The following is a 24,114-nucleotide window of genomic DNA, read 5'->3' as shown; positions in this document are numbered from 1 at the left end:
AACAACGCCCCTTAAACGGCTTTGGAAACAAAATTTGACATAATCTCGCGTTCGATTCCGCCAAAATTTATTTTTAGCTTCTGCTCGTTTCGCACCTTTGTAACGCTTATGACGCGTCCGATACCAAAAAGCTTATGTTTGATTAAATCGCCTTTTTTGTATTCGCTTTTGCTTTGGATAACCAAAGCGCCGTCGCTCACGCCGATTTCGTTTAAAAATCTACTTTTTTCAAGCCGTTCTCTTTTGCCTTTGTAAAATCTGCTTTCTACTCTGCTTAAACTCAGGCTTTTTTTGGCTCTTGTGAGTGCTACATACGCTAATCTGCGTTCTTCTTCTATGTCGGTGCCGTCTCCGATGAGTGGAAAAAAGCCCTCTTCAAGTCCGATGACAAAAAGGTGTTCAAACTCCAAGCCCTTACTCGCATGAACGCTCATTATGGAGATACTTTCGCCACTTATGCCGTCTTGTTCGCTAAGTAGCGTGGTTTCGTTTAAAAATTCTTCTAAGTCAAAATTTTCTTTATTTAAAGCTTCGTCTTTTAAAAGTGCGTAAAATTCGTTAAGGTTTGCGATTCTTTCGCTTCCGTCAGGCAAACTTTCGTAATAATCTTTCAAGCCAAAAGCCTTGTCAAATTCGTTTAAAATATTATAAATTCCGTCCATTTGCCTAGTTTCTTTTAATGAATTTGCAAATTTTAAAAGCTCAGCGTGGCTTTTTTTACTAACATCGCCGCTACTTAGCAAATTTATGGCATTAACTAAGCTGATTTTGTTATCATAGGCGATTTTTTCTAGTTTGGCTAGACCTACTTTACCTAAGCCCCTTTTTGGGCGATTTATAATGCGACGAAGCGAAAAATCGTCATTTTCGTTTAATATTAAACGCAAATATGCAATCGCATCTTTGATTTCGGCTCGTTCGTAGAATTTTACTCCGCCGACCATTTTGTATGGAATTTTGGCTTTATTTAGTCCTTCTTCGATACTGCGTGAGAGCGCATTTACGCGGTATAAAATGGCGATTTCGCTAGGATTTACCCCTTGCGAGATAAGAAGCTGAATTTTGGCTGAAATTTTATTTGCTTCATAAGTTTCATCGCCTGATTCCATTAGCTCTATCTCGTCGCCGCCTCCTTTAACGCTTTTTAGATTTTTACCTAAGCGATTTCGGTTGTGATCGATTAGCTCGTTTGCGGCGGCTAAAATTTGAGTTGTCGAGCGATAATTTTCTTCAAGGCGAATTACCTTTACGCTTTCAAACTGATCTTTGAAATTTAAGATATTTTCCACTTTTGCGCCACGCCAACCATAAATACTTTGATCATCATCGCCGACAACGACCAAATTTTCGTGGCATTTGCAAAGAAGTTTTAAAATTTTAAACTGAATATCGTTTGTATCTTGATATTCATCGACCGTGATATATTGATAACGGCGTGAAATTTCATCGCATAAAGCTTCATTTTTTTCTAAAATTTTATAGGTTAAAACAAGCAAATCATCAAAATCGACTAGATTATTTGTTTTTAGATATTCTTCGTATTTTTTGTAAATTTCAGCCGTTTTTAGGTAAAAGCCTTGCGAAATTTTGCCGATTTCTTCTGCGATTAAATTTGCATTTTGCAAGACATCTTCGTAATCTAGGAGCGAATTTTTGTATTTTGAGATTTCATTTGCGAGTGTGGAAGTAGGCAAATCGCTCTCAAATGACTTTATAATGCGTTTTTTATCATCTGTATCGATGACAGAGAAGTTATTTTTGCGACCAAGTTCGTTAATGTGAAATTTTAAAAATAAAAGCCCAAATTTGTGAAATGTGCATAAAAGCGGCGTTGTGTTAAGTTTTAAATTTTTTATCAAATTTAAGGCTCTTTGACGCATTTCGTTTGCGGCTTTATTTGTAAAAGTGAGCGTCAAAGTCGAAGCCGGATCAATGCCGTTTGCTAGTAAATATGCAAGGCGAGTTGTGATGGTTTTGGTTTTTCCGCTACCGGCTCCTGCTAAAATCAGCATCGCTCCGTCTATGTGCGTGGCGGCTTTTTTTTGACTGGGATTTAAATCGTTTAAAATTTCCATGTTCTCTCTTTGGCAAAATTTAAAGCTAGATTTTACCAAAATGGTTATAAAAATTTGATTAACGCCTAATTTTAGGGAGCAATGGAATATTTTTTTTGTAAATTTGCAGATTGAATTTTTTTTAAATTTAATTATTCAGAAAGTTGCCTTTTAAGGGGGAAGGGGGCTGACTTGCGAAGCGCCCCCTTCCCCCTTAACAACCCCCAACCCCTGCACGCTAGAAGTGGCAAATTTAAAAAACTTTCGTTTTTTAAATTTGCGAATTTTTTTATTATTTACTAAAAATATTTTTCGATTTTTCTCTTTTCATTTTTTCGGTATCAGGGATACTAAAATTTATTAAAATCGGCATATTTTCAAGTGTTATTTGAATTATCGCAAAAAGCGGAATACTAACGGTTGAAGGAAAATTTTCTTCACCAAAACCAGCTTCAAAGCAAAGTGCGTTATTTTCGATTTTTGCACTTTGAAGCGTGTAATTTGCAAGTTCAAATAAAATCACTTCGCTTTTAAAATTTTGGGTTATATGTTCCGGTAGGGCAGGGTTAAATTCGGTAAATTTCAAATTTGATAAAATGCCAAATTCAACACCTTTTTCAAATAAAAAATTTATGCACTCATTGATATTTTTTATCATCATTTTATTAAAATTTTCATCTTTTAAAATCGAATCTTTCATATTTAATCCTTTAAAAATTCATCTACAAGAGTGCGAATTTCATCTATGCCGATTTGCCAAAATTCGCTATTTTCTATATCAAGTCCAAATTTAGCTACCATTTTTTTTGGTTCCATGCTTCCGCCAAGGCTTAAAAATTCAGTATAAATTTGCACGAAATTTTCGCATTTCCCGCTTTTATAAAGCCCGTATAAAGCCAAAACCAAAAGCTGAGCATACCCGTAAGAGTAGCAGTAAAACGGGCTATGTATGAAATGCGGTATATAGCTCCACCAAATTTTGTAATAATCGTTTAAAATGAGCTTTCCGTCAAACATTTTTGCCGATTCTTCTAGCCAAATTTTATTTATTTCTTCTACGCCTAGTTCGTCTTTTGCGGCGTGAATTCGGCGTTCAAAGGTTGTGAAATTTATCTGGCGATAAAGCGTGGCAAAAATGTCTTCGATTTTGGCTGCAAGCATTGGTTTTAAGTCGCCGTCGCCGTTTTTTCGCATATAATCAAAAACTAACATTTCACAAAAAACAGAAGCCGTCTCAGCCGTCGTTAGCGGCGTAAATGAGTTAAAAAATCCTACGCCATAGGCTAAATACTGATGAATCGCATGACCTAATTCGTGCGCAAGAGTAAAAACATCTCTACGCCTTGAAGTGAAATTTAAAAGCACAAACGGGTGGGTGTCGCTACTAGCAGAGTGCGAAAATGCCCCACTTTGCTTATGTTCTGCCGGGAAAACATCAATCCAGTTTTGGCTAAAAGCTTTTGTGGCGATTTCGCCAAATTTAGGGCTAAACTCATAAAATGCTTTTAGCACGATTTGCTTTGCTTCATCAAAACTAAACTCGCTATTATCGGCATTTAATGGGGCGTATCTATCATAATCATAAAGTTTTTCGTAACCTAAAATTTCTCGCTTTTTCTCATAAAATTTGCCGACAATGTCAAAATTCTGTTCGGTTGCTTTAATCAACGCATCGATGCTGGATTTTGAAATTTGATTATTTTGGTGCATTATCTCTTCGCCAAGCTCGTAATTTCGCAGTTCGCACGAAATTCGCAAATCGGTTTTAATCATATTGTAAATAAATCCAAGCAAGTGCAGATTTTTTTCAAGCGTAGCACTTAGGCTAAGAGCTGCTTTTTTACGCACTTCACGGTCGCTGTCGTGGAGTTTGCTTAAAATTTGTTCTTCGCTTAAAAACTCGCCGTCAAATTCAAATTTTAAATTTGCCATAGTTTCATCAAATAGCCTTGAAAAGGCACTTCCGCTTACAGGTGAAGTTTTTAGCAAAATTCGTTCTTCTAAAAAACTTAGCTGATGAGATTTTTGTTTTTTAAGTTGTGTTAAATAATACTCAAATTCGTGTGAATTTGCGATAAATTCGTCTTGTTTTGCACTTTCAAGCTCATTAAATTCAAGTTCAAAAAATAGCAAATTTTCTGAAATTTCGTTGCAAAGAAGTTCTATTTTGGCTAAATTTGCCCCTTTTGTCGTATCTTTTGCAAAATCTAAATGCGTAAAAGATAAAATTTTTGAAATTTGCTCGTTGATTTTTTCGTAAGTTTTTAGGCTCTGCAAAAATTCGTCCGCATTTAAATTTGCTAGCTTGCCCTTGAATTTAGCGTTAAATTCGATACTTTGTTTTTTTGTTTTTTCGCAAAATTCGTTAAATTCTGCTTCATTTTTAAAAAATTCATTTAAATTCCAAGTCATAGTTTTCCTTTTATTTTTTGGCGTAAGTGTAGCAAAAAATATTAAAACGCAGTTAAATTTGGTTTTTAGACATTAAATTCGTTTCCATTGTCATTGCGAGAAGGCAACGCCGTCGAAGCAATCTAGTGAATTTAAATAATGTTTGATTAAAATGCCTATTGGCGTTTGCTGGATTGCTTCGTCGCTTCGCTTTCTCGCAATGACAAAAAATAATTCAATTCAAATTTGATATGTGTATGCCGACGATTTTACGCCGAATTTGCATAAGATAAGACTTGTTTTGTCTATCGTTGCAAATTCGGCGTAAAAGCTAGGCTGAGTTCAACTTAAAATTTTACTTTAATAATTTTTTAAATGTAGCCACTCCATCAAGCTTTTCCCACGGATAACTTGGATTTCCCACTTGCCCAAGGGCTGCGACATTTGCATACAAAAATGTATCAGCACTAGGTTTGTCTAAGCCAAATTTTTCAGTTATCCAGCGAGGCGTGAGAGCGAAATTTTCCATTACGAAATTTGATAACATTTCATCATCTATCCCGTCGCTGTATGTCCCCATGGTATCGACGCTCACAGAGGTTGGTTTTGCGACGCCTATTGCATAGCTTAGCTGAACTACGCATTTTTTAGCAAGTCCTGCTGCGACTATATTTTTGGCTATCCAACGCCCCGCATAAAGCCCAGAGCGATCTACCTTTGTGTAGTCTTTGCTTGATTGTGCGCCGCCACCTATCGGAGAGTATCCGCCAAAACTATCGACGATTAGTTTGCGTCCAGTTAAACCGCTATCGTGCAGTGAGCTGTGATTTACATAGCGACCTGTCGGATTGATATAAATTATCGTTTTTTCTTTGTTGTATAAATTTGCAGGAAGTCCCGCTTCATCGATTAATCTGCCGATTAGTGCGCGAACTGTATTTATATCCATGCTCTCCACGCAAGGTGCGCTAACTACGATAGTGTGTATGCTTTGTGGGAGGCAATTTTCGAAGTTGTCTTTCGTGCCGTAATCAATCGTAACTTGCGTTTTAATATCTACGCCAAGTTCGTGCGGATTTGCCTTAGCGTAGGCATAAACTTTATCGCAAAGAAGCCTTGCGTAAGTAATGGCAGCCGGCATTAAATTTTCGCATTCGCAGCTTGCAAAACCAAACATTATACCTTGATCACCTGCGCCGATTTCGCCGCTTTCTTGATCTACGCCTTGATTAATATCAGGGCTTTGTTGATTTACGAAGACATCAACTTGCAAGTCTTGCGGGTGCAAGCATTGCTCTCTTGTGAAATATGGATTGTCAAAATAGCCGATTTCAGCGAGTGCGTTTTTGACGATATGGCGATAATCATCATGTGTAAAATCGACTTTGGCATTGACTTCGCCGCCGATGACGACATGTTTTCCTGCTACGAAAACTTCTGTGGCAACTCTGCCGTTAGGATCTTGCATTAAAATTTTATCGACTATGCTATCTGCGATAATGTCGGCACATTTATCAGGATGTCCCGGGCTTACAACTTCGCTTGTAAATAAATACATAAATTTTTCCTTTGTTTTTTAAAAATTCTTTGCAATTTTAGCATTTAACTTTTAAATTCGGATAAAATTTAAAAGCAAATTTTAAAAATTTAATGTCAAATTTAAATAAAACTTTAACCAAATTTTGATATATTTCAAACCGAATTTTTTCTAAATAAGGATGCATTATGAATATGAAAAAAATGTTCGATAGCTATAAGGATAAAAGCCTTATAATGCGTATTATCGTCGGTTTGGTTTTAGGTGCTATTCTTGGCGTTGTGGCACAAGGTGCTAGTAGTTCGTTTTTAAACGCCCTTGTAGGTTTTGCAGGGCTTTTAGGAAATCTATTTGTAGGTGCATTAAAAGCCGTTGCACCGATTTTAGTTTTTATCTTAATTTTAAGTGCGATTATAAATAAAGAATTTAGTTCAGGTGCAACAGGGCTTAAAAAAGTAGTTGTTTTATATATCGTAGGAACTCTTTTAGCTTCTGCTACGGGCGTTGCATTTAGTTTTATATTTCCAACCGAACTTGCACTTAGTGGTATCGAAGGGGCAGATAGACCTGCGCCTGTGAGCGTTTTGGTTGTGCTTAAAGATTTGCTTTTTAAAATCGTTGATAATCCTTTAAATGCGATTGTAACGGGAAATTATATCGGCATTATCGCTTGGGCTGTGGGACTTGGGGTTACATTAAGATATGCAAAAGGCGAAACAAAAAAATTCTTTGGCGATATAAGCGAAGCACTTACAAAAATCGTGCAATTTATAATCCAACTTGCTCCGTTTGGAATTTTTGGTTTGGTTGCTACTACTGTGTATGAAACAGGTTTGCAAGCCCTAGCGGGATACGCTAGAATCGTAGTTGTTTTGGTTGCTGCTATGGCTTTTGTAGCTTTGGTTATAAATCCGCTCATAGTATTTGTAATGACAAAGAAAAATCCTTATCCATTGGTTTTAACCTGCCTTAAAGAAAGCGGAATTACGGCATTTTTCACTAGAAGTTCGGCTGCAAATATACCTGTAAATTTAAACCTTTGTAAAAAACTAGGCATTAATGAAGAGCTTTATCCGATTTCTATACCTTTGGGTGCGACTATAAATATGGGTGGAGCTGCGGTTGTTATCGCTATAATGGCACTAGCTGCTGCAAATACTCTTGGCATTACGCCTGATTTTGGCACGGCACTTTTGCTTTGTGTTGTAGGAGCATTAGGAGCTTGTGGAGCTAGTGGAGTGCCCGGCGGTTCGCTTTTGCTTATTCCATTAGCGTGTGGGCTTTTTGGAATTTCAAATGATATTGCTATGCAAGTTGTTGCGATTGGCTTTATTATCGGTGTTATTCAAGATTCAGTCGAAACTGCGATAAATAGCTCAACCGATGTTGTATTTAGCGCTGTTGCGTCAGGGGTTAGTGAACCGAATTTAGAAAAATAAAACGAGCCTAGTTTTCGCACTAAATCGCAACGATAATAAATTTATGCGAATTTGGTGCGAAATCGTCGGTATTTGATTGGCAAATTTAAGTTGAATTTATGAATATAATTTTTTAAGTTTAGTTTGAAATATATTAAGGAATTTTATGAATATTGCGATTGCTACGGATAATTTTAAGCCATCAGGTGGAATGGAACGCTATGTTTTTGATTTGGTGCAAGGTTTTTTAGCCAAACAAATCACGCCAAGCGTTTTTAGTATGAAAATTTCGCCAGAATTTGCTAAGTTATGTCCTACGCATAAAATTTCACAATTTCCAATTTCGCAACTAAGATATGCTGTTTTTAACGCTATTTTGCAAAAAAAATTACCAAAAAATCATAAATTAATCGCCACAAGTTTAGTTGATAATGCAGATATTTTATTTTGTGGCGGAAATCATTTAGGCTTTTTAAAAGGCATTAAGCGACAGGCTACGATAAAAGATAAAATGACGATTAAACGCGGATTTTCTGCTTATAAAAGTGCAAAAAAAATCGTCGCTCACTCGCAAAAAATGACAGATGAGTTGGTAGAATTTTATGGCGTAGAAAAGGATAAAATTTTTACGATTTACCCACCTGTGGATACTGAAAAATTTTATCCAATGCCAGATGAAAAACGAGCAAAATTGCGTAAAAAATTTGGCTTTAACGAAAATGAAAACATATTATTATTTCCTTCTGGTGACCACCAAAGAAAGGGTTTGCCGTTTATTTTAGAAGCTGTTAAAATCGTCAATTTAAAGCTAAATTACAAGATAAAAATCGCTGTTTGTGGAAATAAAAAAGTGCAAAATGATAGCATTATAAATTTGGGCTTTATAAAAAATATGCCAGATCTTTACAATGCTGTTGATTTTTCTATTTTAGCTTCTCTTTATGAGCCTTTTGGGTTAGTTGGTGTTGAAAGCATTTTGTGTGGAACAAAAATTATTTTTGCAAATAGCTGTGGTTGTTGCGAGATTATTAAAGATAGCGATGGTCTATTTTTTGATAAAAATAATTTAGAAAGCCTTATAAATTCGCTTATTTTAGCCGATCAAATGAAATCAAGTAATCAACATAAAATCAATAACCCACAAGAATATATTGCATATAATCCAAAACTTGCTTATCATATCGATGAGTTATTAAAATTATTAGACTAATTTTTACCCTGTTTTAGCTCATAAAACCGTGCGTATTTTGTCATCGTATAAAGATAATGATTTACCGATAAAATCCAGCCGATTTTGCCGTCTAAAAATCCTAGTTGAATAACATAAACCTTAAAAAACGCCCAAATAGGACGGATAATAATATCTCTAAAAAAATTAACCGATTTGTTTTCATCTTTATATCTAATAGCTGATAATTTAGTATATTTATCAAATTTACGCCAATATGCGTCCCAGTTATCGTAAGTATAGTGAAGCATATAGTTTTTGAGATTTTGCTCAGGGTATGGATAATGTAGTTTTGGATGAACTTGCCCTGTAAGATAAAAATCTTTTTTTGGTAAAAGTCTAGTTACGAAATCTGGGTGCAACACTCCAAAACGCACTATTTTGCGATTAAAGTGATTAAGGCGTTTTATGCGATAAGCGATTAATTCATCGCTTTGAAGCTTTTGCTTAATTTCTTGCGCGAGTTCTGGCGTGATTCTTTCATCAGCATCTATCAGTAAAATCCAATCATGCGTAGCTTTTTCGATAGAGAAATTTTGTTGCGCACTCCAATCTCCGTTCATCGCTCTTTGAAATACTTTTGCACCCAAAGAAGTGGCTATTTCTACGGTTTTATCAGTAGAATAATCATCAATCACAATAATTTCATCGGAAAATTCAACGCTTTTTATGCACTCTTTGATATTTTTTTCTTCATTTTTTGCGACAATCAAAGTAGATAATTTATTCATTTTAGTCCTTTTTTACTACTTTGTTTATTTACTTACAAACTGATTTATCCATACTAAACTGAAAATATTTACTGCCGTTTCGAAGTTCAAAATTATAGTTAAATGTAGCTCCTGCATTTAGTAAATCTCGGCTCATTTCAGAAGCACAAAGCGAATTTTTGACATTTGTTTTAATGTCATTTAAAAATTTATCCTTGCGATCTTTTTTAAATTTGCTAAGCACAAAATCTTCATCATCGTTTAAAATATAATAATATTTTAGAATATTTCCCTTAGAAGTGGCTCTATCAAAAATAGTTACAAAATCCAAGCGTTGTGGTAGTGTCGAATTTGTCGCCATTGCGAGTTGAGCAAGTGCGATATGGATATTTTCAGGAGTTATCGGAACACTTTGTGTGGCATTGGTTTGATTTTGGTTATTATTTATGGTTACGGTTTGGCTAGGTGTTTGTGCCAACAAAAGTGCTACTCCGATACATAAAACTGAGATTACCTTTTTCATTATTTAATCCTTAAAATAAAAATTTGACTTCAAATTCTATCTGAATTTAGCTAATGCTTTGCTTATCCAAAACTCTTTTGGCGTGATTATCTCGCTTTTGCTTCCATTTACGGCGTGATATATCGTAGCTCCGCTAAGCGTGGCGTAGTATCGCATTAAAAGTCTTTGCAAATTTGGCTCGTGCGAAGGCATAAACCAGCCGTTATTTGAAATAGCTACCACGATTTTTGGAGCGTTTTTGTAAATTTCAGGACGAGTTGCTTCGTAGCAGATTGCATTTACGATTTTTACGCCGTTAATTTCATATTCGCTGTAATTTTGGGCTTTTGAAAAATCTTTTGCGCCACCTAAAAATGTGTTATTTATAAAATCTTTTGCGAAATTTGGAAGTGGAACTTCTTCGCCAAAAGGAACTAAAATAAATTTATCAAATCTTTGCATTTCTCCGTTTTTAAAAAGATACGCCGAGTTATAAAATTCGCCATTTTCTTGGGCTTCTGAGCCTAGCAAAATAGTGATTTTTTGCGATTTTTCTTTTAGATGATTTATCAAATTTGGCTGTAAATTTAATCTTAGCGCAAACGCGCTTTCCGGGAAGATTATAAATTTTTTATTTTCGGCTATGGCTGTGTCGATTTTTTCTAAATTTGCATTTATTTGCGAAAATATTTTTTCTTTTTCCCAAACATCGTGTTGTGAAATTTGCGAATTTACAATTTCGGTTTCAAAAGGCAAAAAATTTGGCTCATTTTGCGAAAACTGCAAACCAAAAATCAAAAATATAAAAAAGAAAGCTTTTTTGTAATATTCCAAATGATAATATGCCAAAATTCCTGCCATTACGGCTAATAATGCCCGTAAATTCGGCTCAAAAATGCCGTAAGAAAAAATCAAATTTAAATTTAGCCAGTTAAACGAAAACGGGTGGATAAAATTTATAAAAATCAAAAAAAACGCTTTTAAAAATTTATTATCGCTGATAGCACAAATTCGAAATAAAATTCCATAAAAAAATGCAATTCCTAAAATTTCAAACGGAATTAAATAACTTAAATCAAAATAAATAAGGCTAAAACTTATCCAGTAAAACCAAAATAATCCTACAAAAAATCCGCACCAAAAAAACACCTGTTTGTTTTCTTTTATCAATAAAAAAAGTCCGTAAATAGCCACAAACGGCGAGATAAATTCTAAAAATAAATTTGGCGCAAACGATACAAAAATAAAATTTGATAAAAAAAACGCACAACAAAAGCCTTTATTTATATAATTTAAGGTAAAATACTCGTTTGTTAAATTTTTTACAAAGGATTTACATGGAACAAAGTGCTTTTGGAACATTACTACCCCTTATCGTTATGATTGCGATTTTTTATTTTTTACTTATAAGACCGCAACAAAAACAAGCAAAAGAGCATAAAGCTATGGTCGATGCACTTGCAAAAGGCGATGTTATAGTTACCAACGGTGGCTTAAAATGCACAGTTGTAAAATCAAACGATGATTTTATCACAGTTAAGCTTAATGATGAGACTTTGGTCGAGCTAGATAAAAGATTTGTGGCTAGAAAATTAGATGCGTAGTAAAATTTCATTTAAGCTTATTGCTTTTATTATTGCTGCGGTGTTTGGGCTTATTTTTTCTGCGCCGTCACTTTTTCAGAGCGAAAGCGGAAGTAAGATAAATTTAGGACTTGACTTACAAGGTGGTCTTCACATGCTACTTGAAGTCGAAAGTGATGAGGCTATCGCTTCGAAAATCAAATCGATTGCTTCAAGTGTGAATTATTCGGCAAAAAAAGATGATTTGTTTGTAGAAAAATTTAGAATAGAAAAAAATCATTTCGAATTTAGCATACTTGACCCTGACGAGGCGCCTAAATTTGACGCTATTTTAAATGCGATTCCGGGAATTGAGATAAAAAAAGATGCTCAACAATATAGTGTAAATTTAACAGCCGAAGAAGAAGCTTCAACAAAAGAGTATGCCATTTCTCAGGCGGTTGAGACCATTAGAAACCGTCTTGATCAGTTTGGTTTAGCAGAGCCAACCGTGGCTAGACAAGGAAAAGAGTATATTTTGGTTGAGCTTCCGGGCGTTAAAAGTCAAGAAGATGAGCAAAGAGCCAAAGATTTGATTGCAAAGGCTGCTCATTTGCAACTTATGGCACTTGATGAGGTTAGACAAGATAGGGCTCAGATTATGAGTGAAGCCGAAGCTAAAAGCTACGGCGATGTTATTTACCCTGATGTAAAACAGCCTGAATTTAAGTATTTAATCAATGAAATTCCGGTGCTTGACGGCAGTATGCTAATCGACGCGAAAGTTGCATTTGATCAAAATACAAATCAACCAATAATAAATTTCACGCTAAATTCAGAAGGTGCGAAAATTTTTGGCGATTTTACAGGCGAAAATGTCGGCAAACGCCTTGCTATCGTGCTTGACGGACAGGTTTATTCGGCTCCGAGAATAAATGAGCGAATCGGTGGTGGAAGCGGACAAATCAGCGGTGGATTTAGCTTAAATGAAGCCCACGATGTGGCTATTGCTCTAAGAAGTGGTGCGTTGCTAGCACCTGTAAAAATGTCAGAAACTAGAAGCATAGGACCAAGTTTGGGACAAGATAGTATCGACAAAAGTATGAAGGCTTTGATTGCTTCTGCTATTGCGATACTTATTTTTATGGTATTTTACTACGGCATGGCAGGTGTTTTTGCGGATTTAGCTCTAATCGTAAATATTTTGTTTTTGATAGCTTGTATGGCACTTTTTGGTGCTACTTTGACACTTCCGGGTATGGCTGGAATCGTCCTAACCGTCGGTATGGCAGTCGATGCAAATGTTATTATAAATGAACGGATTAGGGAAGTTTTGCGAACGGGCGCTAGTATAAAGCAGAGTATCCAAAAAGGCTATGATAACGCTATGAGTGCTATTATCGATGCAAACATAACTACGCTTATAACTTCGGCGGCACTCTATGCTTATGGAACAGGTCCTGTTAAAGGCTTTGCCGTAACTATGAGTATCGGCATTATCGCTTCGATGATAACGGCGATTTTAGGCACACACGGAATGTTTGAACTTTTTGTAGATAAAATCGAAAAGAGCAAAAATACGCCGTTTTGGTTTGGTTATAAAGTAAGAAAGGGCAAATAATGCAAATTTTTGATAAAGATAAAATTTATGAATTTATGAAATTTAGGTATATTGCATTTGCCGTTTCGCTTATTTTGGTGGTTGGTTCTTTGTTTTTGTTTTTTTACAAAGGGTTTAATTACGGCATTGATTTTAGTGGCGGAACGCTTATTCAGGTTAAATATGACCAAAAAGCACCGCTTGATGTAATTAGAGCTAAATTTAACGAAACCGGTAAATTTACGGGCGTAAATGTAACCGAATTTGGAAGCGATAGCGAAGTTACCATTAGATATGCTAGTGCAACTAGCTCACTTGGCGAAAGTCCGGGTCTAATGGCACAAGAAATTTTAAAAGGCACGGGAAATTTTGAAATTCGAAAAGTCGATATTGTCGGACCAAAAGTCGGCGACGAACTTCGCCAAAAGGGCATTATGGCAGTAACCATTTCGTTTATTTTGATTTTGATTTATATCGCCATTCGCTTTGAGTGGAGATTTGCCTTAGCTGCTATTGTCTCAGAATTTCACGATATTATCATCGCTGTTGGAGCTATAATTTTATTTCAAATCGATTTTAACCTTGAAATTTTAGCGGCACTTCTTACGATTTTGGGTTATTCGCTAAATGATACCATTGTCGTATTTGATAGAATTCGCGAAGGTGTTCGCACTTCAAAGGCAACCGATGTAGCAAAAGTAATCGATGAATCTATCTCACATACTCTTTCAAGGACGCTTCTTACATCTTTTACAACTTTAATGGTTGTTATAATTTTGTTTGTTTGGGGTGGTGAGATGATACACGGATTTAGCCTTGTTATGCTTGTTGGTGTAATTATAGGAACTTATAGTTCTATTTTTATCGCTGCACCTATGCTAATTTTCTTTAAATTCGATGTGGTAAAATATAGAAATTTCTTAGCCGAAAAACAAAGACGGGTAAGAGAAAAAGAAAAAATTCGCGCTATGTATGAAAAGGGCGCAGTATAAGGAGCAAATATGAACTGGGGAAAGGTTGTTTATATATTTTTCGCTCTTATGAGTTTGACTACGATTGCAGGGTTTTTATACGAAAGAAGCGAAATTTTGCTTTTTGTAGCGGCTAGTGTAAATGCGATTTCAACTCTTTTAAAAGTAGGCGTGCGAAATTTGCTCTCAGCCGAACTTTTTGCAAGTTCTTTGGTGGCAGATTTGCACTTGATTCCTGCTTTTATTTTTATGCTCGTAAAACCGGGTGATCTTTCAATCATAACTTCACTTGCAATCGGAGCAGCCATTGCAAATGTATTTTCACTTGTTTTGATTGTGGTTGAATCAGCAAAAAGCAAAGATGAATTTTAAGGAAATTTAAATGTCTTATGATAGTAAGGAAATAGAACTAAAATGGCAAAAAAATTGGGATAATGAAAACGCTTACGAGCCAAAAGATGACTATTCTTTGCCAAAAAAATATATTTTATCAATGTTTCCATATCCTAGTGGGCGAATTCACATGGGGCATGTGCGAAACTACGCTATTAGCGACGCATTAGCTAGATATTATAGAAAAGAAAATTTTAATGTCCTACACCCAATCGGCTTTGATAGCTTTGGAATGCCAGCTGAAAACGCTGCGATTAAGCATAAAACTCACCCAAAAAGCTGGACTTATGAAAATATCGATTATATGACAAATGAACTTTATCGCTTAGGATTTTCATTTTCACGCCGTAGAATGCTAGCAACCTCCGATCCGCTTTATACAAAATGGGAGCAGGAATTTTTCATCAAAATGTATGAAAAAGGCTTGATTTACCGAAAATCTGCGATTGTGAATTGGTGCGAACATGACGGCACGGTTTTAGCTAACGAGCAGGTTGAAGAGGGTAAGTGTTGGCGTTGCGGCAATGAAGTCGTGCAAAAAGAAATGCCCGGATATTACCTAAAAATCACAGCTTACGCACAGGAACTTCTTGATTGTCTAAAAGATTTAGAAGGCAATTGGCCAAATCAAGTCTTAACCATGCAAGAAAACTGGATTGGGCGAAGCGAAGGTTTGGAATTTGGCTTTAAATTTGACGAGCATAGCAAAATTTTACTTGACGGCATGGACGGATTTAGCGTATTTACCACTCGCCCTGATACGATTTATGGTATGAGCTATGCAGCCGTTGCACCAGAACACGCAGTCGTCAAAAAACTTTTAGAAAAAAATTTACTTGATAGTAAAACCACAGAAAAAATCAAAGAAATACTAAATCAAAGCCCAAGAGAACGCCAAGCAAAAGACAAAGAAGGCGTTAATTTAGGCGTTTTTGTTTTGCACCCATTAACGGGTGAGAAAATTCCTGTTTGGATGGCAAATTTTGTCTTAGCTGAATACGGAGGCGGCGCTGTTATGGCGGTCCCTGCGCATGATGAAAGAGATTATGAATTTGCTAAAAAATTTGGTCTTAGCATTAAACAAAGTATCGCACCAAAAGACGGCAATGCAAATTTAGAAAATTCCGCCTACACAGAAGGCGGAATTTTAGTAAATTCGCACGAATTTAACGGGCTTGATAACGAAATAGCAAAAACTAAAATCATTGAAAAATTTGAAAATGAAAAAATCGGCAAAAGAGTTGTAAATTTCAAACTTCGCGACTGGGGAGTTTCACGCCAACGCTACTGGGGAGCGCCGATTCCTATGGTGCATTGCGATAGTTGCGGTTTGGTTTGTGAAAATTTATCAAATTTGCCTGTGGCTTTGCCTGATGATGTTGAAATCACAGGTCTTGGAAATCCGCTTGATAAACACCCAAGCTGGAAGCACTGCAAATGCCCAAAATGTGGTAAAAATGCCGTGCGTGAAACAGATACGCTTGATACATTTTTTGAAAGTAGTTGGTATTTTGCAAGATATGCAAGTGATGAAAAATCGTGGCAAGAAAAAGCATTTGATAAGACAAGTGTGAATTACTGGATGAGCGTAGATCAGTATATCGGCGGTATCGAACACGCCATTTTGCACCTACTTTACGCTAGATTTTTCCAAAAGGCGCTAAGAGATTTGGGTTATTTGCGCGATAACGAGCCATTTGCTAGACTTTTGACACAAGGCATGGTCTTAAAAGACGGCGCAAAAATGAGCAAATCAAAAGGCAACACGGTCGATCCTGATGATATTATCGCTAAATACGGCGCCGATACGGCTAGACTTTTTATTTTATTTGCTGCACCACCGCAAAAAGAATTAGAGTGGAACGATAGCGCAGTCGAGGGCGCTTATAAATTTTTAAATCGTCTTTATGATAGAAGCGAAAGTGTTGTTAAAACTACGCAAATTCCGCAAATTTCGCACGAAAATTTGAATAAAGATGAAAAATATGCAAGACTTAAAGTTTATGAAGCGCTTAAAAAATCGCACGAAGTTTATACAAAAACTTTTGCTTTTAATACCTTAATAGCTGCGTGTATGGAAGCCTTAAATGCGCTAAATTCGCAAAATAACAAAGAAGTTTTTACCGAGGGCTATTTTGTGATTTTAAATTTGCTTGAACCAATCGTGCCGCACATTGCTAGTGAATTAAGCGAAAATTTATTCAAAAGAGCAAATTTTACAAAAATTAAAATTTGCGAAGAAGTTTTTGTAAAAGATAGCATCGTCCTAGCCGTTACGGTTAATGGCAAAAAACGCTCTGAAATCGAAGTTGGAGCTGATTTAAGCGAAGATGAAATTTTAAAAACTGCCAAAGAAAGCGTAGCAAAATGGCTTGAAGATAAGAGCATAATAAAAGAAATTTATGTCAAAAATAAACTTGTAAATTTGGTTATCAAGTAGGAAAAAATGAGAAAAATTTTAACTATTTTTTGTTTGGTTTTCGTTGTAGGTTGCGGTTATAAGCCGACTTCAAAGATAGTTAATGACATTATGCCAAATTCCGTTTTTGTCGATGTTGTTATGAGTAAAACCGATCCGCAAAATACGGTTGCGATTAAAGATGCCGTTAAAACTGGTATCGTGCAACGACTAGAGCGAAATTTGGCTGATAAAAAAAGTGCCGATACGCAAATCATAGCTAGTATTAAAAAGCTCTCTTTTTCTGCTTTGGCTTACGATCAATTTGGCTATATTACGACATTTCGCACAAATTTAACGCTAAATTTTAAAACAACGCTATCTAATGGCGAAATTTTTAGCAAAGATTGCGTAGGGGATTACGATTTTAAGGTTAGCAAACTTGTAAAATCCTCACGCGATACGATGAGCGTTATTAGCGATAAAGATCGCTATGAAGCGATTGAAAATTCATCTCGCCAAGCATTTGACGAGTTTATTTCGGCTTTGGCGGTAAAGGGCTTAAATATTGCAAAAACTAGATAACTATCTAAAAAACAAACCGATTTTTTACAAAAAGATTGATTATGCTAGGTTTCCAAGAGCTTTTGAAAGCGTAAAAGAGTATTTGGGTTTAAAAAATGTCGTGCAGGTTATAGGAACTAACGGTAAAGGAAGCACGGGCAGGTTTTTAGCGCAAATTTTAGAAACCACCGGTGCAAAAGTAGGGCATTATACAAGTCCGCACATTTTTAAATTTAACGAGCGATTTTATTTAAATGGTTGCGATGCGACAGATGCCGAGCTAGAAAACGCTCACGAAGTTTTGCAAGAAATTTTAAGCGATGAATTTAAAACTAGTTTGTCGTATTTCGAGTATGCTACTTTGTTAGCAGGAATTTTGTTTAAAGAGTGCGATTATTGCATATTTGAAGCAGGTATGGGAGCAGAATTTGACGCCACTTCGCAGTATGAAAAAGTCTTATCGCTTTTTACGCCGATCGGCACCGATCATATTCCAATGCTTGGGTCAAATTTAGAAGAAATCTCACACACAAAACTTATAAATATGGCAAAAAACGCCATTTTAAACGACGATATGAACGAAGTTTCAGTTAAAATAGCAAAACAAATCGCCGAAAAAAACGGAGCAAATTTGAAATTTGCTAATGAATTTTTAAGCGAATTTGATAAAAATGAAGTTAAAAAATATATCAAAAAACAAGGATATGCCGATTTTCAAATTTCAAATTTAACCCTTGCTTACGCAGGAGCAAAATTTTTTAATAAAAATATAAATTTAGCAAATTTAGAAAAACTAAAAATGCACGGCAGACTTGAAAAAATCACGCCAAATTTAACTATCGATGTAGGGCATAATGAGCTAGCTGCCGAAGCGATTTTAAAGGAGTTTGCAGGGCAAAAAGTAGTGCTAATCTACAACGCTTTTGCAGATAAAGATATAAGGGCGATTTTTGAGATTTTAAAACCTATCGTAAAAAGGGTTGAAATTTTTGATTATGATAGCGATGAGCGCGAACTTGGCGGCGAAAAAATCACGCAGGTTTTGGATGAATTTAAAATTCAGCACACAAAATTTACAAATTTGCAAAAAGATGAAAATTATCTCGTTTTTGGCTCGTTTTATCTAGTAGAAAATTTTTTAAAATTCTATAAAAAAGGTAAATTTTGAAAAAAACAAAGATAACTTTTAGCGGAGTAGGCGGCAAAAAAACTTATAGTTTTTCCGAAAATTTCGGCTTTCAGATTAAAATTTTGATTGCTTTTTTTGTCTTTTTTTTGATAATTTTAATCTATGCGATTTTTAATTTATATTCAAAAAACAAAGAACTTTCAGAACTAGCAAAAACTTTATTTGCCCAAAATACCGAGCTTTCGGCACAAAATTTAAAACTTCAAAGCGAAGGTAGTGAAATCATAAAATCGCTTGATGAAAATAATGAAAAAATAGCAAATTTGCAGATTATGGCGGCTTTAAATGAAGCCAAAAACGAACTTGCAGCTAAAAAAACAGCGAATTTAAATATAGCCACAAATCAAATCGATTTTATTTTAAGTGCCGTTCCTAACGGGCTTCCGATAAAATATAAAGGTGTTACAAGCCAATACGGAAATAGAATTCACCCAATCAGCAAAACCGAAAAAATGCACCACGGCATTGATTTAAGGGCTAGTGTGGGGACTGAAATTTACGCAACCGCCGACGGATTTGTCGAATTTGCAGGAAATTCAGGCACGGGATACGGACATTTGGTCATTATTTCGCACAACTACGGCTTTAAGACTTATTACGGGCATTTATACGCTCAAAGCGTCGTAAGTGCAGGAAAATGGGTCAGAAAGGGCGAGATTATCGGTTTTAGCGGAAATACAGGTTATAGCACGGGACCGCATTTGCACTATGAAGTAAGATTTTTAGGTCGCACGGTAAATCCTGCAAATTTTATGGCGTGGAATAAAAATAATTTTAGCACAATCTCATCTCTTGAACCGACCGTCTCATGGCAAGAACTAGCCAACGCAACGGCTAAAATAGGCAGATAATGCAAGATAAAGTTTTTGAATATTTTAGTTTAAATTCCAAACAAATTTTGGTTTGCGATGATGACAAAGAAGCCTTTTTATGTGGAGAAGTTACCAAATTTTTAGGCTTTAATACCTATATTTTGCCCGATTTTCGTGCAAATTTTGGCGACGATTTGCGAAGTTTTTATGACGAATTGGTTCAAATCAGCAGTGTATTATCTAGCTTTTACAAAGATAAAAGCGATAAAAAAATCATCATTTCTCCCATTAGAACGCTTTTAAACAAGCTTCCAAGCGCACAGCATTTAAAATCATTTAGCATAAAATTTGGCGATGAAATCGAGCTAAATGCAGTGCAAGATGAGATTTTACGGCTTGGTTATAGTATCGTTGAAATCACTAGCACAAAAGGCGAAGCAAGTTTTCGTGGCGAAATCATCGATATTTTTCCTTTAAATTCGGAATTCGGCGTGAGAATTTTGCTCGATGATAATTTGGTTGAAAGTATTAGATATTTTGATCCGCTAACTCAAAAAAGCGAAAAAGATGAGCTAGAAAGTATCGAAATAACGCCGTTTTTGGCGAATTTAAACTGGAGCGAATTTGAAAAAGTCGGCGAGAAAATCGCAAATTTTAAAAGCGATAATCTAATAAATGATTTAAATTCACTCGGCTTTTGGTTTATTGACGGATTTATCGATTATTTCGAAGTTTTTGAGTGCATTTTAACTCGCAAATTTGACGAAAACGAGATTTTTACCGAGAGAAATTTAGATTTTTTAAAAAGCTTAGCGATACTGCCCGAAGCTAAAAAATATAAAAATTTAAGCATTACGCCAAGCAATGAATTTTTTGAATTTCACAAAAATACAAAAATCAAACTAATCGCTCGAAATCAGGCACTAATAGAACCTTTTGAAATCAAAAAATATGAAAATATCGAGATTATAAACGCTGAGTATATAATAAATTTAATCTCGTCTGATGAAATCATCATTTCACTAAACAAACAGGGTGCTAAAAAGCGAATTCGCAAGTCGAATTTAGCCGTCGATGAGCTTAATATCGGCGATTTTGTCGTGCATGAAGACTATGGTATCGGCAAATTTGCAGGACTTGAACTAATCACCGTGCTAGGGCGAAGTAGGGAGTTTGTAAGCATTATTTACCAAAATGACGATAAGCTTTTATTGCCTGTCGAACACCTTGATAAGATAGACCGCTATATCGCCAGTGGTGGTGTTATAAGCGTAGATAGGCTCGGCAAGGCAAGTTTTGCAAAAATCAAAGAAAAAGTGCGTGAAAAACTTTTTGTAATCGCTTCAAAAATTATCCAAATGGCGGCAAAACGCGAGCTAGTTAAGGGCGTGGTTATAAAAAATAGTGATGAAAATTACGCAAATTTTATTGCCAAAAGCGGTTTTGAATACACAAAAGACCAAGAAAAAGCCGTTAGCGAGATTTTTGCCGATTTAAAAAGCGGAAAGGTTATGGATAGACTGCTTAGCGGCGATGTCGGTTTTGGCAAAACAGAAGTTGCCATGAACGCCATTTTTGCCACCATTAAAAGTGGCTATTCTGCGTTATTTTTCGTGCCGACGACTTTGCTTAGTTCGCAACACTACGCGACACTAAGCGCTAGATTTAAAGAATTTGATATTCCTGTTTTTAAACTTGATCGCTTCACAACCACAAAACAAAAAAGCGAAATTTTAAAAAAAATTAGCGAAAAAACTCCGCTCGTTTGCGTAGGAACGCACTCGCTTTTAAATTTAAACCCAAAGAATTTAGGACTTATTATCATCGACGAAGAGCATAAATTTGGCGTTAAACAAAAAGAAAAATTAAAAGAAAAATCGCTAAATTCGCACCTTTTATCAATGTCGGCAACCCCGATTCCAAGAAGCCTAAATATGGCTTTGAGTAAGATTAAAACTTATAGCACACTTCTTACACCACCGCTTGATAGGGTTGATGTTAGAACTCTTGTTAAAGAATATGACGAAAAAATCATCAAAGAAGCGATTTTAAGGGAGCTTCGTCGTGGCGGTCAGGTCTTTTTCGTGCATAATCACATAGCAACGATTGAAAAAACAAAAAAAGAGCTTTTAAAAATTTTGCCGAATTTGCGAATTTTGGTGCTTCACTCAAAAATAGATCCAAAAACAACAGAAGATGAAATTATAAATTTCATGGATAAAAAATATGATCTAATGCTTTGCACCAGTATCGTAGAAAGCGGAATTCACATGCCAAGCGTTAATACGATTATCATCGAAAGTGCGAATAAATTTGGCATTGCCGACTTGCACCAGCTTCGTGGCAGGGTCGGACGAAGCGACAAACAGGGCTTTTGCTACTTTTTGATTGATGATAAATCTGAGCTTAGCTCGGACGCGCTTAAACGCCTTGTGGCATTAGAGAGCAACTCATTTTTAGGAAGCGGTTCGGTTCTAGCCTACCACGACCTTGAAATCAGGGGTGGCGGAAACCTAGTAGGCGAAGCGCAAAGCGGACATATCGAAGCTATCGGATATAGCTTGTATCTAAAAATGCTCGAAGATGAGATAAATAAGCTAATGAACCAAAAAAATGTGGCTAGTGAAGTTGAGCTTAAAATTTCGGTAAATGCCTTTTTAAATTCGGACTTTATCCCGCATGATAGGCTTCGCCTTGACATTTATCGTCGTCTTAGCAAGTGCGAAGATACGGCTGGTGTGTATGAAATTTTTGGCGAGATTGAAGATAGATTTGGTAGGGCTGATACTTATACTAAACAATTTATAGATTTGATGGTGATTAAAGTTTTAGCTCAAAACTGCGGTATAAAGGCGATTTCAAGTATTGACGAAAATATTTTAATCACGCAAAGTAACGGCGAGAAAATTCGCTTAAAGGCTAGGACGCGCGATGATGATGATGTGCTGGACGAGACCCTTAGTTATCTGCGAAAGTGTGAAAAAAGTGTTTTGAATAAAATTTAGATTTTGGTTTTCTTTTTGTAGATTGAAATGAGCCTAGCTTTCGCACCAAATTTGCAACGATAGACGAAATAAGTCTTATCTTATGCAAATTTGGTGCGAAATCGTCGGCATAAGTCGTTCAAATTTAGGTTTAATTGTTTTGTAAATTCAAATTTGCTCCCATTGTCATTGCGAGAATTTTTGCGATAGCAAAAATTCGTGGCAATCGCCAGTGATTAAATTTACGATATAGCTTAATTTGTTATCTCAAAAATTCGCAAATTTTAAAAATTTATGATTATAATGCTAAAATGCGTAAATTTAAAACAAAAAAGGCAAAAAATGTTAAATTTAAAAATCGATTGGGAAAATACCAAAGCAGCGGCATTTCGCTCGAATTCAAATTCGCTAAAAGCTATTAGCGACATTGATTTTGTTGCTCTAAATTCGCTAGTTGGCATTGATTTTCAAAAAAACGCACTTTTGAAAAACACAGAGAATTTTTTGGCTGATAAAGGCGGAAACCACGCACTTTTGTGGGGCGAGAGAGGGTGTGGGAAATCTAGCCTTTGCAAGGCGATTTTCACCGAATTTTTTGATAAAAATTTGCGTGTGATTGAGATTTCAAAAGGCGATTTGCAGTTTTTGGTCGATATACTTGACGAAATTCGCAAAATTCCGTTTAAATTTATCATTTTTTGCGATGATTTGAGCTTCGAAAACGGCGATGACAGCTATAAATATCTAAAACCAATGCTAGAAGGAAGCCTAGAAAAAGCCCCTACAAACGCGCTTATGTATGCCACTTCAAACCGCCGTCATCTGCTAAGCGAATATGTCAAAGACAACCAAGAAGTAAGTATCACGCAAGATGAAATTCACTACGGCGATGCCGTAAATGAGCGAATTTCGCTAAGCGATCGCTTTGGGCTTCAACTTAGTTTTTATCAGGGCAATTTTGATGATTATTTGCAAATTGTGGATAATTATTTTAGCGAATTTAAAGGCGATCGGACTGCCCTGCACGAGAGCGCAAAGCAGTTTTCTATGCTTCGCGCAAGTAGAAGCGGTCGGGTCGCAAAGCAGTTTTATCTAGCCTATAAAAGCGAGTTTTTGTGATGACTAGCACCGAGCTTTTTGGGGCACTTTTTGATTGCACCGAATTTAGCGATTTTCGCTGGTGGAAAGGTTTTGGCGAATTTAAAGTCGTTGTCGGAGCGATTTTGATCCAAAACACAAACTGGAAAAATGCCGAACTCGCACTTGAAAATTTAAGGAAATTTGGGCTTTTGGATTTGCAAAAAATCGCAAATTTAGAAGTGGCAAATTTGGCAGAAATTATCAAATCAAGCGGATTTTATAATCAAAAAGCAAAACGGCTAAACTCGCTTTGCAAGGCGATTTTAGATGAATTTGGCGACTTTGAGAGCTTTAAATTTGGTGTTAGTAGAGAGTGGCTGATACGCCAAAAAGGCATAGGCGCAGAAACTTGCGATGATATTTTGTGCTATGCGTGTGAAAAACCCGTAATGGTCGTCGATAGCTACACGCTTCGAATTTTAGGGTATTTTGACTATGAATTTGAGTGTTATGACGAGTGCAAAGAGTGGTTGGAAAGCCTAAATTTTGGCGAAGTTTTTGAACTAGCAAATTCTCGCTATGATAATTTTTCAAACGACGAAAACGGCGCATTTGCACTATTTCACGGACTGATAGTCGAATTTTGCAAAGCACACTTAAAAGGCAAAAAATTCGATGAATTTGCGATAAATTTGTTTGAGAAGTTGAAGTAAGTTTTATT

Annotated in this window: 20 protein-coding genes; 13 read left to right on the top strand and 7 right to left on the bottom strand. The window is 35.9% G+C overall.

Annotation, left to right across the window (positions count from 1 at the left end; translation table 11 throughout):
- Positions 1-11: 11 nt before the first annotated feature.
- The 4 genes from PF028_RS03395 to metK form a co-directional block, all read right to left on the bottom strand.
- A complete protein-coding gene (locus tag PF028_RS03395) occupies positions 12-2,075 on the bottom strand; it encodes an ATP-dependent helicase (protein ID WP_270860361.1) in 2,064 nt (687 codons plus the stop codon).
- 271 nt (positions 2,076-2,346) lie between these two features.
- On the bottom strand, positions 2,347-2,754 hold the full coding sequence (locus PF028_RS03390) for a hypothetical protein (RefSeq protein WP_270860360.1): 408 nt from the start codon (positions 2,752-2,754) through the stop codon (positions 2,347-2,349).
- Positions 2,755-2,756: 2 nt separating this feature from the next.
- A complete protein-coding gene (locus PF028_RS03385) occupies positions 2,757-4,466 on the bottom strand; it encodes a M3 family oligoendopeptidase (RefSeq protein WP_270860359.1) in 1,710 nt (569 codons plus the stop codon).
- 334 nt (positions 4,467-4,800) lie between these two features.
- The gene (gene metK / locus PF028_RS03380; protein ID WP_270860358.1) at positions 4,801-6,003 is read right to left on the bottom strand and encodes a methionine adenosyltransferase; all 1,203 of its coding nucleotides are present in this window, start codon (positions 6,001-6,003) and stop codon (positions 4,801-4,803) included.
- Between the two features lie 167 nt (positions 6,004-6,170).
- On the opposite strand from metK, the gene sstT reads away from it, so the two are divergent.
- Both sstT and PF028_RS03370 read left to right on the top strand, forming a co-directional pair.
- Positions 6,171-7,421 (top strand): serine/threonine transporter SstT, encoded by a 1,251-nt coding sequence (sstT, locus tag PF028_RS03375; RefSeq protein ID WP_270860357.1) that lies wholly within the window; start codon positions 6,171-6,173, stop codon positions 7,419-7,421.
- A gap of 145 nt (positions 7,422-7,566) precedes the next feature.
- On the top strand, positions 7,567-8,610 hold the full coding sequence (locus PF028_RS03370) for a glycosyltransferase family 4 protein (protein WP_270860356.1): 1,044 nt from the start codon (positions 7,567-7,569) through the stop codon (positions 8,608-8,610).
- Here the strand turns inward: PF028_RS03370 and PF028_RS03365 are convergent.
- From PF028_RS03365 to PF028_RS03355, 3 genes are read right to left on the bottom strand one after another with little or no spacing between them, the layout of a single operon-like run.
- Entirely contained in the window at positions 8,607-9,359 is a 753-nt protein-coding gene (locus PF028_RS03365; protein ID WP_270860355.1) for a glycosyltransferase family 2 protein, read from the bottom strand. The two genes, PF028_RS03370 and PF028_RS03365, sit on opposite strands and share 4 nt — an antisense overlap.
- 28 nt (positions 9,360-9,387) lie before the next feature.
- Positions 9,388-9,861 (bottom strand): hypothetical protein, encoded by a 474-nt coding sequence (locus tag PF028_RS03360; protein ID WP_270860354.1) that lies wholly within the window; start codon positions 9,859-9,861, stop codon positions 9,388-9,390.
- A 36-nt stretch (positions 9,862-9,897) separates the two neighbouring features.
- Positions 9,898-11,202 (bottom strand): apolipoprotein N-acyltransferase, encoded by a 1,305-nt coding sequence (locus PF028_RS03355; RefSeq protein WP_270860353.1) that lies wholly within the window; start codon positions 11,200-11,202, stop codon positions 9,898-9,900.
- On the opposite strand from PF028_RS03355, the gene yajC reads away from it, so the two are divergent.
- The 11 genes from yajC (at position 11,178) to PF028_RS03300 (ending at position 24,106) form a co-directional block, all read left to right on the top strand.
- Positions 11,178-11,444: a preprotein translocase subunit YajC gene (gene yajC, locus PF028_RS03350; RefSeq protein ID WP_270860352.1), complete on the top strand. Its 267-nt coding sequence runs from the start codon at positions 11,178-11,180 to the stop codon at positions 11,442-11,444. The genes PF028_RS03355 and yajC overlap by 25 nt on opposite strands.
- Positions 11,437-13,023 carry a protein translocase subunit SecD gene (gene secD, locus PF028_RS03345; RefSeq protein ID WP_270860351.1) on the top strand — a complete coding sequence of 529 codons (1,587 nt, stop codon included), beginning with the start codon at positions 11,437-11,439 and terminating at the stop codon, positions 13,021-13,023. The genes yajC and secD overlap by 8 nt, the downstream gene beginning before the upstream one ends.
- Positions 13,023-13,994 (top strand): protein translocase subunit SecF, encoded by a 972-nt coding sequence (gene secF, locus PF028_RS03340; RefSeq protein ID WP_270860350.1) that lies wholly within the window; start codon positions 13,023-13,025, stop codon positions 13,992-13,994. Before secD ends, secF begins: the two co-directional genes overlap by 1 nt.
- A gap of 9 nt (positions 13,995-14,003) precedes the next feature.
- Positions 14,004-14,345: a DUF6394 family protein gene (locus PF028_RS03335; RefSeq protein WP_270860349.1), complete on the top strand. Its 342-nt coding sequence runs from the start codon at positions 14,004-14,006 to the stop codon at positions 14,343-14,345.
- Between the two features lie 10 nt (positions 14,346-14,355).
- Entirely contained in the window at positions 14,356-16,806 is a 2,451-nt protein-coding gene (gene leuS, locus PF028_RS03330; RefSeq protein ID WP_270860348.1) for a leucine--tRNA ligase, read from the top strand.
- Positions 16,807-16,812: 6 nt separating this feature from the next.
- Positions 16,813-17,349 carry an LPS assembly lipoprotein LptE gene (gene lptE, locus PF028_RS03325; RefSeq protein WP_270860347.1) on the top strand — a complete coding sequence of 179 codons (537 nt, stop codon included), beginning with the start codon at positions 16,813-16,815 and terminating at the stop codon, positions 17,347-17,349.
- The gene (locus tag PF028_RS03320; RefSeq protein WP_270860346.1) at positions 17,333-18,496 is read left to right on the top strand and encodes a Mur ligase family protein; all 1,164 of its coding nucleotides are present in this window, start codon (positions 17,333-17,335) and stop codon (positions 18,494-18,496) included. The genes lptE and PF028_RS03320 overlap by 17 nt, the downstream gene beginning before the upstream one ends.
- On the top strand, positions 18,493-19,368 hold the full coding sequence (locus tag PF028_RS03315) for a M23 family metallopeptidase (RefSeq protein ID WP_270860345.1): 876 nt from the start codon (positions 18,493-18,495) through the stop codon (positions 19,366-19,368). The genes PF028_RS03320 and PF028_RS03315 overlap by 4 nt, the downstream gene beginning before the upstream one ends.
- Positions 19,368-22,334, top strand: coding sequence for a DEAD/DEAH box helicase (locus PF028_RS03310; protein ID WP_270860344.1), 2,967 nt, complete (start codon positions 19,368-19,370; stop codon positions 22,332-22,334). Before PF028_RS03315 ends, PF028_RS03310 begins: the two co-directional genes overlap by 1 nt.
- A 321-nt stretch (positions 22,335-22,655) precedes the next feature.
- Positions 22,656-23,432: an ATP-binding protein gene (locus PF028_RS03305; RefSeq protein WP_270860343.1), complete on the top strand. Its 777-nt coding sequence runs from the start codon at positions 22,656-22,658 to the stop codon at positions 23,430-23,432.
- Positions 23,432-24,106: a 3-methyladenine DNA glycosylase gene (locus tag PF028_RS03300; protein ID WP_270860428.1), complete on the top strand. Its 675-nt coding sequence runs from the start codon at positions 23,432-23,434 to the stop codon at positions 24,104-24,106. Before PF028_RS03305 ends, PF028_RS03300 begins: the two co-directional genes overlap by 1 nt.
- Positions 24,107-24,114 lie beyond the last annotated feature (8 nt).

It is taken from the genome of Campylobacter sp. CN_NE2 (assembly GCF_027797465.1).
Classification (GTDB): domain Bacteria; phylum Campylobacterota; class Campylobacteria; order Campylobacterales; family Campylobacteraceae; genus Campylobacter_B.
The sequence above is the reverse complement of the archived record's forward strand: the minus strand, read 5'-3'. Positions and strand labels throughout refer to the sequence as shown.

Coding starts and splice junctions, on each gene's coding strand:
- PF028_RS03395 (WP_270860361.1), bottom strand. CDS start 2,075: ATGGAAATTTTAAACGATTTAAATCCCAGTCAAAAAAAAGCCGCCACG.
- PF028_RS03390 (WP_270860360.1), bottom strand. CDS start 2,754: ATGAAAGATTCGATTTTAAAAGATGAAAATTTTAATAAAATGATGATA.
- PF028_RS03385 (WP_270860359.1), bottom strand. CDS start 4,466: ATGACTTGGAATTTAAATGAATTTTTTAAAAATGAAGCAGAATTTAAC.
- metK (WP_270860358.1), bottom strand. CDS start 6,003: ATGTATTTATTTACAAGCGAAGTTGTAAGCCCGGGACATCCTGATAAA.
- sstT (WP_270860357.1), top strand. CDS start 6,171: ATGAATATGAAAAAAATGTTCGATAGCTATAAGGATAAAAGCCTTATA.
- PF028_RS03370 (WP_270860356.1), top strand. CDS start 7,567: ATGAATATTGCGATTGCTACGGATAATTTTAAGCCATCAGGTGGAATG.
- PF028_RS03365 (WP_270860355.1), bottom strand. CDS start 9,359: ATGAATAAATTATCTACTTTGATTGTCGCAAAAAATGAAGAAAAAAAT.
- PF028_RS03360 (WP_270860354.1), bottom strand. CDS start 9,861: ATGAAAAAGGTAATCTCAGTTTTATGTATCGGAGTAGCACTTTTGTTG.
- yajC (WP_270860352.1), top strand. CDS start 11,178: ATGGAACAAAGTGCTTTTGGAACATTACTACCCCTTATCGTTATGATT.
- PF028_RS03355 (WP_270860353.1), bottom strand. CDS start 11,202: ATGTTCCAAAAGCACTTTGTTCCATGTAAATCCTTTGTAAAAAATTTA.
- secD (WP_270860351.1), top strand. CDS start 11,437: ATGCGTAGTAAAATTTCATTTAAGCTTATTGCTTTTATTATTGCTGCG.
- secF (WP_270860350.1), top strand. CDS start 13,023: ATGCAAATTTTTGATAAAGATAAAATTTATGAATTTATGAAATTTAGG.
- PF028_RS03335 (WP_270860349.1), top strand. CDS start 14,004: ATGAACTGGGGAAAGGTTGTTTATATATTTTTCGCTCTTATGAGTTTG.
- leuS (WP_270860348.1), top strand. CDS start 14,356: ATGTCTTATGATAGTAAGGAAATAGAACTAAAATGGCAAAAAAATTGG.
- lptE (WP_270860347.1), top strand. CDS start 16,813: ATGAGAAAAATTTTAACTATTTTTTGTTTGGTTTTCGTTGTAGGTTGC.
- PF028_RS03310 (WP_270860344.1), top strand. CDS start 19,368: ATGCAAGATAAAGTTTTTGAATATTTTAGTTTAAATTCCAAACAAATT.
- PF028_RS03305 (WP_270860343.1), top strand. CDS start 22,656: ATGTTAAATTTAAAAATCGATTGGGAAAATACCAAAGCAGCGGCATTT.
- PF028_RS03300 (WP_270860428.1), top strand. CDS start 23,432: ATGACTAGCACCGAGCTTTTTGGGGCACTTTTTGATTGCACCGAATTT.